Annotated in this window: 12 protein-coding genes; 6 read left to right on the top strand and 6 right to left on the bottom strand. The window is 71.4% G+C overall.

Translation table 11 applies throughout. The features are described 5' to 3' along the window. Window positions 1-30: 30 nt before the first annotated feature. Both DSC45_RS23350 and DSC45_RS23345 read right to left on the bottom strand, forming a co-directional pair. On the bottom strand, window positions 31-777 hold the full coding sequence (locus DSC45_RS23350; protein ID WP_119293874.1) for an ABC transporter permease: 747 nt from the start codon (window positions 775-777) through the stop codon (window positions 31-33). Then, window positions 767-1795: an ABC transporter ATP-binding protein gene (locus tag DSC45_RS23345; RefSeq protein WP_119293873.1), complete on the bottom strand. Its 1029-nt coding sequence runs from the start codon at window positions 1793-1795 to the stop codon at window positions 767-769. The genes DSC45_RS23350 and DSC45_RS23345 overlap by 11 nt, the downstream gene beginning before the upstream one ends. A gap of 303 nt (window positions 1796-2098) precedes the next feature. Here DSC45_RS23345 and DSC45_RS23340 point away from each other — a divergent pair, with 303 nt between their 5' ends. Further along, window positions 2099-2896: a TetR/AcrR family transcriptional regulator gene (locus DSC45_RS23340; RefSeq protein WP_346426675.1), complete on the top strand. Its 798-nt coding sequence runs from the start codon at window positions 2099-2101 to the stop codon at window positions 2894-2896. A gap of 52 nt (window positions 2897-2948) precedes the next feature. Here the strand turns inward: DSC45_RS23340 and DSC45_RS36945 are convergent, their stop codons facing one another. After that, a complete protein-coding gene (locus DSC45_RS36945; protein ID WP_346426674.1) occupies window positions 2949-3365 on the bottom strand; it encodes a hypothetical protein in 417 nt (138 codons plus the stop codon). 685 nt (window positions 3366-4050) lie between these two features. Here DSC45_RS36945 and DSC45_RS23330 point away from each other — a divergent pair. Both DSC45_RS23330 and DSC45_RS23320 read left to right on the top strand, forming a co-directional pair. Continuing rightward, the gene (locus DSC45_RS23330; RefSeq protein WP_119293872.1) at window positions 4051-4617 is read left to right on the top strand and encodes a YdeI/OmpD-associated family protein; all 567 of its coding nucleotides are present in this window, start codon (window positions 4051-4053) and stop codon (window positions 4615-4617) included. A 385-nt stretch (window positions 4618-5002) separates the two neighbouring features. Beyond that, on the top strand, window positions 5003-5551 hold the full coding sequence (locus DSC45_RS23320; protein ID WP_346426673.1) for a GreA/GreB family elongation factor: 549 nt from the start codon (window positions 5003-5005) through the stop codon (window positions 5549-5551). A gap of 157 nt (window positions 5552-5708) precedes the next feature. Here DSC45_RS23320 and DSC45_RS23315 read toward each other — a convergent pair whose 3' ends face one another. After that, window positions 5709-6515, bottom strand: a complete 807-nt coding sequence (locus DSC45_RS23315; RefSeq protein ID WP_162929314.1) for a hypothetical protein — start codon at window positions 6513-6515, stop codon at window positions 5709-5711. A 163-nt stretch (window positions 6516-6678) separates the two neighbouring features. Here DSC45_RS23315 and DSC45_RS23310 point away from each other — a divergent pair, with 163 nt between their 5' ends. The 3 genes from DSC45_RS23310 to DSC45_RS23300 are packed head-to-tail and all read left to right on the top strand — an operon-like array spanning window position 6679 to window position 8199. Continuing rightward, window positions 6679-7356: a TNT domain-containing protein gene (locus DSC45_RS23310; protein WP_240434794.1), complete on the top strand. Its 678-nt coding sequence runs from the start codon at window positions 6679-6681 to the stop codon at window positions 7354-7356. A gap of 40 nt (window positions 7357-7396) precedes the next feature. Then, window positions 7397-7648 carry a hypothetical protein gene (locus tag DSC45_RS23305; RefSeq protein ID WP_119293868.1) on the top strand — a complete coding sequence of 84 codons (252 nt, stop codon included), beginning with the start codon at window positions 7397-7399 and terminating at the stop codon, window positions 7646-7648. Between the two features lie 44 nt (window positions 7649-7692). After that, entirely contained in the window at window positions 7693-8199 is a 507-nt protein-coding gene (locus DSC45_RS23300) for a cupin domain-containing protein (protein ID WP_119293867.1), read from the top strand. Between the two features lie 25 nt (window positions 8200-8224). Here the strand turns inward: DSC45_RS23300 and DSC45_RS23295 are convergent, their stop codons facing one another. Both DSC45_RS23295 and DSC45_RS23290 read right to left on the bottom strand, forming a co-directional pair. Then, window positions 8225-9004 (bottom strand): SGNH/GDSL hydrolase family protein, encoded by a 780-nt coding sequence (locus DSC45_RS23295; protein ID WP_119293866.1) that lies wholly within the window; start codon window positions 9002-9004, stop codon window positions 8225-8227. After that, window positions 8991-9560 (bottom strand): PadR family transcriptional regulator, encoded by a 570-nt coding sequence (locus DSC45_RS23290; RefSeq protein ID WP_119293865.1) that lies wholly within the window; start codon window positions 9558-9560, stop codon window positions 8991-8993. The genes DSC45_RS23295 and DSC45_RS23290 overlap by 14 nt, the downstream gene beginning before the upstream one ends. Window positions 9561-9655: the final 95 nt, after the last annotated feature.

The following is a 9655-nucleotide window of genomic DNA, read 5'->3' as shown; positions in this document are numbered from 1 at the left end:
GGTGCGGGCGGGGGTGGTTCTCGCGGTGGGTCAGTCCGTGCGGCGGCGGAAGAGAAGGGCTGCTCCTGCGATGGCCGCCGCGGCGATGCCCGCACACCAGGCGAGCGCCACCCACGGCGTGTGGCCGACCTGTTGGCCGAGCAGGAGCCCGCGGAGGGATTCGATCACAGGGGCGACCGGCTGATGCTCGGCGAATCCCTGGAGCCAGGACGGCAGGGTGTGAGTGGGGACGAACGCCGGGCTCGGGTAGGGCAGGAAGCTCATGAAGAACGTGAACCCGCCCGCCGCTTCAGGTGACTTGGCGATCAGGCCGGCCGTCGCCGCGAGCCAGGAGATGGCCAGGATGTACGCGACCAGGACGCCGATCGCGGCGAACCAGGCCGCGGCCGAGGCCGCCGGCCGGAAGCCGATCGCGAAGGCGAGTGCGAAGACCAGGGAGGTCGCGGCGAGATTGCGGGCCGCCGAGGCGAGTACGTGGCCGGTCAGGATCGCCGTGCCGCCGATGTCCATGGAACGGAAACGGTCGATGATGCCGCCCTTGAGATCCTCGGTGACCGCCATCGCCGTGTTGGCCGAGCCGTATCCGGCACAGAGGAGCAGGACGCCCGGGACGACGTAAGTCACGTACCGCGTACCGGTGTTGATCGCCCCGCCGAAGAAGTAGACGAAGATCAGGAGCAGGATCACCGGCAGGGCGACCGCGGTGATGAGGGCGTCGATGTTGCGCCTGCTCAGGCGCACCGAGCGGCCGGTCAGGACGAGTGCGTCAGCGGACATGGCCGGTCTCCTTGGGACGGGTGGGGACGGGGTTGCTCTCCGGGGAGCCGTCGCGTCGGTGGGGCGCCTCGTCCGAGGGGGCGGGTGTGGGGCTGCCGGTGAGGGCGAGGAAGACGTCGTCGAGTGAGGCGGTGCGCAGGCTGAACCGCTCCACCACGGTGCCGTCCGGGTCGAGTTCGTCGAGCAGTGCGCGTACGTCGCGGGCCGTGCCGTCTGTCGGGATGCCGAGGGTCAGGGTGTCCGGCGCGTGGTGGACGGCGCGCCCGGTGAGCCTCAGGTAGTCGGCCGGATCGTGGAGTTCGAGGTCGAGGCGGTGGTCCGCGACCGTGCGCTTGAGGTCCGCCGCGGTGCCTTCGGCGACGAGCCGTCCGGCGTGCAGCACGCCGATGCGGTCGGCGAGCCGGTCGGCCTCCTCGAGGTACTGGGTGGTGAGGAACACCGTGGTGCCCTGGTCGGCGAGTTCTCGTACGACGGACCAGAGTTCCTGGCGGCTGCGCGGGTCGAGACCGGTCGTCGGCTCGTCCAGGAAGATCACTTCCGGATCGCCGACGAGTGATGCCGCGAGGTCGAGGCGGCGGCGCATACCGCCGGAGTAAGTGTTGACGAGTCGGTCCCCCGCGTCGCTGAGCCCGAAGCGTTCGAGCAGTTGTCGGGCGCGGTCGCGTGCGCGGGCGCGGGACTGGCGCACGAGGCGGGCCATCATCCGCAGGTTCTCCTCGCCGGTCTGCCGTTCGTCGACGGCCGCGAACTGTCCGGTGAGGCTGATCGACCGGCGTACGGCGGAGCGTTCGGTGCGGACGTCGTGGCCGGCGACGCGTGCGGTGCCGGCGTCGGCGGTGGAGAGGGTGGCCAGGATGCGTACGGCGGTCGTCTTGCCGGCGCCGTTCGGCCCGAGCAGGGCGTGCACCGTGCCGCGCGGCACGGTGAGGTCGACGCCACGCAGGACTTCGATGGTGCGGGTTCCGCTGCCGTAGGCCTTGCGCAGTCCGGTGGCCGCGATGGCGGGCTGCTCGGGCATGGAGGGCTCACTTCCCGGGGTGGGTCGGCTTGCTCTGACGTGGCGGCGGGGTGGGCGAGACGGGCGCCGGCTCGTACTGCGTAGTGCCTACTGCGTAGTGCCTACTGCGTAGCCCGTATCGCGTGGTGCGTCGGCCCGTTGGCTGTCGCGCCCGCCTTATTGCGTATGTCATACGCGTTACTGTGTAATAGTTACGCAGAAAGAGCGTGCTCGTCAAGCAGTACGAACGGGGAGCGGCCTGGTTCTGCTTATGGGGTACGCATCACTAGGCTTGTCGATGAGGCCTGAAGGAGGCGGTGGGGCGTGGTGCGCAAGGAGTCCGGACCTGGCGGCGGCGAGGAGACGGCGAGCGGTCTGCCGGTGAGTCTCGAACGGGCCTGGGGGTTGCGGGAGCGCCCGGTCAAGGGCCCGAAGCCGGGGCTCACCCTGGAGCGCATCGTGGCCGCGGCGGTCGCGCTCGCCGAGGCGGAGGGTCTCGGCGCGGTCTCCATGGGCCGGGTCGCCAAGGAGCTCGGCGCCTCCACCATGTCCCTGTACCGCTACGTGGACACCAAGGGCGAGTTGTACCTGCTCATGCAGGACGCCGCCTCCGACGACCCCCCGTCCCTGCCGCCCGCCGAGGGCGGCTGGCGGGCCGGTCTCACCCGCTGGGTGATCGGCCTGCGGGCGATGTACCACAGCCATCTCTGGATGCTGCGGATCCCGCTCTCCGGGCCCCCGGCCAGCCCGCAGTCGGTGGCGTGGATGGAGTACGGACTCGCCGCCCTGGACGGCAGCGGGCTCGACGAGGCCGAACGGCTCGGCGTGGTCACCCTGCTCAGTGGTTACGTCCGCCAGGAGGCGACCCTGATGTCCGACCTGGACGCGGCGTACACGGCGAACGGCCTCACGCCCGACGTCGTGCTGCGCCGCTACGCCCGCACCCTCACCCACCTCACCACCCCTGAGCGCAACCCCGCCGTCACCCGCCTCCTGAACTCGGACGTCTTCGCCTACGCGGCAGGTCCGGACGAGGACGCCGACACCGACTTCCACTTCGGCCTCGAGCGCGTGCTCGACGGGGTTGCGGCGCTGGTGGAACGGCGTACTCGGGAGGTCTGAGCCGGACGCGTGGCGGACACGTCCGGCTGCCGGGTCGGGACGACCGGGGAGGTCAGGGGGTGTCGGCGAAGATTTCGTGTTCGGTGGCGACGTTCAGGGCGCGGTCCAGCCAGTGGGCAAGGGTGTCCAAGTCGCTGCAAGAGACTATGCGTTGGTTGCTCTCTTCGGAGACGGAGACACCTCGGTTGGTGAGCACTTTCAGGATCAGCTGAGCCCGCTCCTCGGCACGTCCTCGCGCCTCACCGTCGGCTTTGCCCTCCAGATAGGTCTCCTCGAAGAGGGTGCCGCGGCCGGGGAAGTAGGTGGGTGGGCGCATCAGCTTCCTCCAGGTGTCTCGAGCCGGGCTGTCGCCCAGGCCGATCTCCGACAGTTCCGAGTAGTACTGGACGGATTCGGGGCCGGTGGTCATCAAGGCGCGGGAGAGGGCTTCCGGTATGGCCGGGGCGCGCCACTCGTCGCCATGCGTCATGGCTGAGAAGGTCGCCAGAGTGAGATCGCGGGCTGCCTCCCGCGGGTCCGTGATCAGCGGCACGTTCTCGGGTCCGAGGACCAGCGGACGGACCGAGAGTGAGGCGTGACGCTCCCTGCCCAACTGGAAGGGCCCCGCAGTCCAGCGAGCCGTGGCGTCGTCGTGGCACACGACCAGGAGCAGGGCTGGGCAGCCGTACTTCGCCTTGAGGTGCGACAGGTAGTACGCCCAGCTGACCGGCTTGTCGGGGTCGCGGCGGCCCTGGGCCTCGAAGGCGAGGAGGAAGGGGCCGTCGGGGTCGGAGCCGGACGGGCCGATGCGCAGGACGCTGTCGACGCGGCGCTCCAGGGGCGTAACTCGGTTGCGTCCGCGGTCAGTACATCGACCGCGGCTCCGGACGGGAGCGGTACGCCGAGGATCCGGAAGACGGGGCGAGCAGCCCCGGACGTTCCCGGAAGATCCGGTGGGCGGCCTCGTGGCGTGAGGTGACCATGGATCGGACGCTATGGACGGGGAGGTTGAGCAGGGACGTTTGCCTGACGTGGGTTCACTCGTTCGAGGGCGGGTGCTTTCGTCCGAGGGCTGTGATCGATCGTTCGAGTCCTGGCCTCGCACGAAGCTCGACTGCCCACGGGGGCAAGGCTGTTCGCGGGTCGGCGGGCGGGTGGCGCCGTAGCCTGAGGGGATGGATGAGATCGACGGGGTGGAGGTTGTTGCCTTCGGGGACGCGGATGCGTTCGAGCGGTGGGTTGCCCGGAACTACACGCTCCAGGAGGGGGTGTGGATTCGGATGGCGAAGAAGAAGTCCGGTATCCCCTCGGTGACCGAGGACGAACTGGTCGACATCGGCCTCTGCTACGGCTGGATCTCGGGTCAGCGGCGGGCCCTCGACGAGCAGTACTACCTGCAGAAGTACGTGCCGCGTCGGCGCCGCAGTCTCTGGTCGCGGGTCAACGTGGAGAAGGTCGCGATGCTGACGGCCGCGGGCCGGATGCGGGAGCCCGGCCTCGCCGAGGTGCGCAGGGCGCAGGAGGACGGGCGGTGGGACGCCGCCTACGAGTCGCAGCGAACGGCGACGACGCCGCCCGAGCTGGCCGCCGAGCTGGAGGCCGATCCCGTGGCGGCTGCGGCGTTCGACCGGCTCGACCGGACGGGCCGGTACCTCGTCATGCTGCCGCTGCTGCAGGCCCTCACCCCCGACGCCCGGAGCGAGCGTCTCGCGAGGATCCTGCGGCTCCTGAGGAGTTCCTGAGGGCCGGGCCCCGTGCCGCCGTACGGTCCGGAGCGGCCGCGGAGCGCGGGCGGAGTGGGGCCGATTTTTCGCTCCTGTTGCGGTGTCCGGGGCATCGCGTTTCAGTGGGAGAGTCTCCGTCCCCTCGGGTTCCCCGGGTACCCGGACGGCTCCGAGGGGGCCAGCGAGGATCGTCGGCCGTGCCGGCTGATCCGGCAGGGAGCAGCCATGGGGCACCACCACAAGTCGAACCGGGCCGTCGACGGGGATCCGGAAACGGGTCACGGACGGGGCATGCCCCGTCGCCCCGACGAGCGGGAACTCGAGAGGCGCACGGAGGAGGACCGCCGGGAAGCAGGGCTGGTCGCAGGGGCGGAGGAAGCGGCCGACGCGCAGGAGCCGCTCGATGCGCAGGACGAAGCGGGCCCGTGGGCACCGGGAGGTCCGTATGGCCGGTGAACCGACGCCTGCCACCGGCGGACCCGCGCCGATCAGTGAGGTGGCCCGGCAGGGCTTGGAGCAGGAGCTGAGCGCCCTTCGCGAGGAACGCTCGAAGGTCGCGGCGACCCTCGAGGACTCCGACGACGCGGTCGGCGATCGTGGCGACGCCGCCGACGAGGTCCAGCGTGCCGACGCGCTCGACCGCCTGGACAACCGCATCGAGGAACTCACCCGGCGACTCCAGGAGGGCGTCGCCCAAGGTCCGCCGCCGACCGAGGCGGTGGGCGTGGGCAGTACGGTCACGGTGCGTTTCCCGGACGGCGCGGAGCAGACGCTCGAGGTCACCGAGGTGGCCGGAGGGCTCACGCCGGACCTGGTCACCGTCGACAGCCCGCTGGGCCGGGCGCTGCTCGGCGGACACACCGGTGACACCGTCAACTACCGCAGTCCGGGGGGCCGTTCATCGGTGACCGTGGTGGCCATCGGTGACACGTCCGCAGGGAGGCCGGGGTGAGCGGCTGACGGGCGACCTGTGGTGGCCCGGCGCCCGCCGTGGTCCGCTCGCGCTGGCAACGCGCCGGCAGCTCGGGAACGCCCGAGCTGCCGGCGCGAGTGCCGTCACCCGCCCCCGAGCCGCCTCCCCGGAGCCGCCCCTCGAGCAGCTCCCTCGGTCAGTGCCCCCCAAGCTCCACCCGCGAAGTCACCCGGACGTCCGGGACGATGCGGAAGTGGCGGTTCTCGGCCGTGAGCAGCTTGACGAAGCCCGGTTCCGCTTCCAGGACGTAGCCGCGTACGGGCTGCTCGCCGCGTACGCCGATGCGCTCCAGGGGGACCCACGGCGTACTGAGTGTGGCCGCGCCGAGCAGCATCCCCAGGACGATCAGCGCGCCCAGATGGTGGCTCGCCCAGAGCGCGGCCTGTCGCGGCCTTGCGCCCGCGCGGGCGCCGTACGCCAGGGCGAACAGGAGCGCCGCGACCGCGCAGGCGAGTACGGGCAGCCACCAGGCGTCGAAGCTGCGTACGTAGGTGATGACCGCGACCAGGGTGATCGCCAGGAGCACGGCGGCCGTCAAGTCGGGCCGCTCGCGCCGTAGTTCGGCCGGCGGCACGGTGTCACGCCCCCGCGAACCGCGCGCCGCCTGACGTCGCCGCGCCGCGACGGTGCCACGCATGCCGTCGGTCACCCGCAGCACCGAGACCGGGAGCAGCAGGGCCAGAAAGACGCAGGCCGCAAGGGAGTTGGCCATCAGGGTGCTGACCACGATGCCCATGCTGTCGCCCAGGTCGATGGTGTGCAGTACGGCGAAGGCGGTGTGCCAGTCGTAGTCGGAGACGGCGAACAGGCGCAGGAGGAGGAAGAGGAGTGCGGCTGACGCGAGGGTCAGCCCTCTGCCGGAGCCCGGTTCCTCGCCGCCGGGCACCTCGATGTCCGTTCCGCTTCCCACTCCGCCGGATGTGCCGCTGTGCGCTGGGGTCATGGACGAACCGTCACATGGTCACCCCGGCGCACCGCGTACCCCGCACTCCGCGTCGGCGCCGCGCCGCCAACCAGCGATCACTGCTGTGCGTGGTCGATTCATTACTGTGTGCTCGCGCGCCTGCCCCTGCGTGCGCGCACCCAGCCCTGATGAGGAGACCTGAGTGAACCAGCCGCGTACCGACCTGAGGATCCGCGCCGTACTCGCCACCCTGGGCGTGGCCGCGACTCTCGCGGCGGCCCCGGCCGTCGATGCCGCCGAGTCCACGTCCGCCCCCGCGCCCTTCTGCACGGGCGAGTTCGAGGGCGATCAGCGGCTCGGTCCGGAGCGGCTGCCGGAGAAGTGGCAGCGGCCGGTCGGTCCGCTGGTCGACCGCTACGACCGCACCGGCGGTCTGTCGTCCGCGGCGTTCCTCGACAAGTACTGGGAGGGTCCGGCCGCCGGCGGTGGCTGGAAGTACCCGCCGAACGACGGCTTCGCCGAGGTCAACGGCACTGTGGACAAGGCACCCGAGGTCCTCGCGCCCGGCGAGCGCCTGGACCGCTTCGGCTCCGAGTACGGTGGCTACCTCGCGCCGGCCGGCGACCCGTACGCGAAGCGCGCGCTGCCGCCGCAGAACCTCAACACCCGGGAGGCGGGCTTCCCTTGCGACTATCACGTGTACCGGGTGACCCGGCCGTTCGTTGTCTGGGAGGGCTCCATCGCGCCCTGGTTCGAGCAGCCGGGCGGCGGTCGGCAGATCAAGCTCGACGCGGCCTTCCTCGACCCGGGCGACGGCGAGCGGCTCAACGTCAAGTGGCTGCTCGAGCACGGCTACCTCACCCGCGTACCCACCGCATGACCGTCGCCGTCCGCCGCGGGGCCGAGCGCTGCAGCACGTCATGACCGACCGCGGCACACTCGCGCGGGCACTCCGGGAGGCCGGGGTGCCCGCCGGGCACTACTGGATCGAGGGCGTCCATGAACCCGCCCCCACTCCAACCGATTTCGTCTACCTCCGATCCTTGCCGGACGGCGGCTGGGAAACCGGCGTCTACGAACGCGGCACCCACCAGCCCGTCGCCGAACACGCCACACAGGCCGCGGCCTGCGGCCATCTGTGGACTCTGCTGGGGCCCCCGGCCGCCGAGTGAGCGCACGTGAGGGCGTGCGGCAACAGAAGGGAGTACGAGCCGATATGTCACTGGTGGTTCCGGACTTCGATGCGTCCGTGATCGTCCGCTCGAGCGATGCGGAGGTGATCGGACGCGCGCCCACCACTGTCCGGCTGCTGGCCGACAGCAGTGCGACAGGAGGCGCGCTCTCCACTCAGCGGGTCACCCTCGAGGGCGGTGCGGACGGGGCGAGCCCGCACCGGCACGAGAACTCCGCCGAGATGTTCTACCTCCTCGACGGCGAGGCCCAGTTGCTCGCCGGCGACGAGGTCGTCACGGCCGAGCGCGGGAACCTCGTCGTGGTGCCGCCGGGCCTGCCGCACGCCTTCGCCGCCGCCCCCGGCTGCGATGCCGACCTGCTGATCGTGATCACCCCGGGTGTCGAACGCTTCGAGTACTTCCGCCACTTGCAGCGCATCGCACTGGGCGAGGTCACCCCGGAGAGCCTGCTCGAGGTCCAGGAGATCTACGACAACTACTTTCTCCAGAGCGCCACTTGGGCCGAGGCGAGAGCTGCGGACCGGACCTGACCCGGGCCGCCCCGCAGGTCCCGACCTAGCGAACGTCCATCGGCAGCAGCTGCGGACGCTTCGCGAGGAGGTCGTCGCCGGAGGAGCGGCCGCGTACCCGCCGCCCCAGCCAAGGCCCGAGGAACGTCGCCACCCACCGCAGCTCCGCCGCCACCACCTGCCGTGCCGCAGGCGCCGGCAGTGGCGGCAGCGGCAGGGTCCAGGAGTCGTCGCTGCCGGGCAGGCCGAGCGCGTGCGCGGCTGCCGCGGCGATCCGCTCGTGGCCGAGCGGGCCCGGGTGCAGGCGGTCCGGGCTCCACAGCCGCCGGTCGGCGGCGGCGGGATGCAGCGCGGTCTCGGCGACCAGGACCCCGTGGCGGGCGGCGGCCGCGCGGACGTGGGCGTTGTAGTCCAGGACCCGGGAGCGCACCGGCCGGGCCAGCGGCGCGATGCGCGTCACGTCGGGGAAGGTCAGGGTCACCACCCGGGCCCCTGCACCGGTCAGGGCGGCGAACATCTCCTCCACCTGCCCGACCACCTCGGCCGCGTCGAACCGGGGGCGCAGCAGGTCGTTCACCCCGGCGACGACACTCGCGAGGTCGGGACGCAGGTCGAGAGCCGGACCGAGCTGCTCCGCGCGGATCTGGGCCGCGACCCGTCCTCGTACGGCCAGGTTCGCGTACTGCAGACCGGGGTTGGTGGCGGCTAGGTGTTCGGCCAGGCGGTCGGCCCAGCCGCGCAGGCCGGTGGTCTCGTCGCCGTCGCCGAGCCCTTCGGTCTGGCTGTCTCCGAGGGCGACGTAGCGCAGGTAGTCAGTGTTCGGCACGGGTCGTCCGCCTCTCGCTCAGGACCGCGGCGGTCCGCAGGCACCAGTCGCGGTGCTCGCGTTCGAAGGCGAGGCCGCGCAGGCAGGTCAGGTAGGGGCCGATGCGGGGACCGGAGCGCAGGAACTCGTCCTCGTCCTGGGCGCCGCGCATCTGCAGGAGCAGCGAGTTCAGAAGGGCGGCCTTGGCCTCGGCGGCGGACGCCCGTTCCGCCAGCTGCTCGATGAGGGTGCCGCTGTCGATGCGGTCGGCCGCGTAGATCTTGACGAGCAGGTCGTCGCGGATGAACGAGGGCTTCGCCGCGGCCTCGGCGAAGCTCTCCAACTCGGCGAGACCGGTGTCGGTGACCCGGAAGACGCGCTTGTTGGGCCGGGTCTCCTGGACCACCTGCCGGCCGGTGACCAGGCCTTCCTTCTCCAGCTTGGTCAGCTCGGCGTAGAGCTGCTGGGGCAGGGCGTGCCAGAAGTTCGCGACGCCGATGTCGAACGCCTTGGCCAGCTGGTATCCGCTGAACTCGCCGTCGACGAGTGCCGCGAGCACGGCATGTCGCAGGGCCATCGGGCGGCTCCTCGGTGTCGGGGTGTGCTCGGTGACGCGGGCCCTTTCCCTTCCGGGCCTTCCCATGCATCATACTCAAGAATCTGACTATTCAA

This window comes from Streptomyces sp. YIM 130001 (assembly GCF_003574445.1).
Lineage (GTDB): Bacteria > Actinomycetota > Actinomycetes > Streptomycetales > Streptomycetaceae > Streptomyces.
This window is presented reverse-complemented; position numbering and strand designations above follow the sequence as displayed.

Coding starts and splice junctions, on each gene's coding strand:
- DSC45_RS23345 (WP_119293873.1), bottom strand. CDS start 1,795: ATGCCCGAGCAGCCCGCCATCGCGGCCACCGGACTGCGCAAGGCCTAC.
- DSC45_RS23330 (WP_119293872.1), top strand. CDS start 4,051: ATGGATGAGATCGACGGGGTGGAGGTTGTTGCCTTCGGGGACGCGGAT.
- DSC45_RS23290 (WP_119293865.1), bottom strand. CDS start 9,560: ATGGCCCTGCGACATGCCGTGCTCGCGGCACTCGTCGACGGCGAGTTC.
- DSC45_RS36945 (WP_346426674.1), bottom strand. CDS start 3,365: ATGACGCATGGCGACGAGTGGCGCGCCCCGGCCATACCGGAAGCCCTC.
- DSC45_RS23320 (WP_346426673.1), top strand. CDS start 5,003: ATGCGCAGGACGAAGCGGGCCCGTGGGCACCGGGAGGTCCGTATGGCC.
- DSC45_RS23315 (WP_162929314.1), bottom strand. CDS start 6,515: ATGACCCCAGCGCACAGCGGCACATCCGGCGGAGTGGGAAGCGGAACG.
- DSC45_RS23350 (WP_119293874.1), bottom strand. CDS start 777: ATGTCCGCTGACGCACTCGTCCTGACCGGCCGCTCGGTGCGCCTGAGC.
- DSC45_RS23300 (WP_119293867.1), top strand. CDS start 7,693: ATGTCACTGGTGGTTCCGGACTTCGATGCGTCCGTGATCGTCCGCTCG.
- DSC45_RS23305 (WP_119293868.1), top strand. CDS start 7,397: ATGACCGACCGCGGCACACTCGCGCGGGCACTCCGGGAGGCCGGGGTG.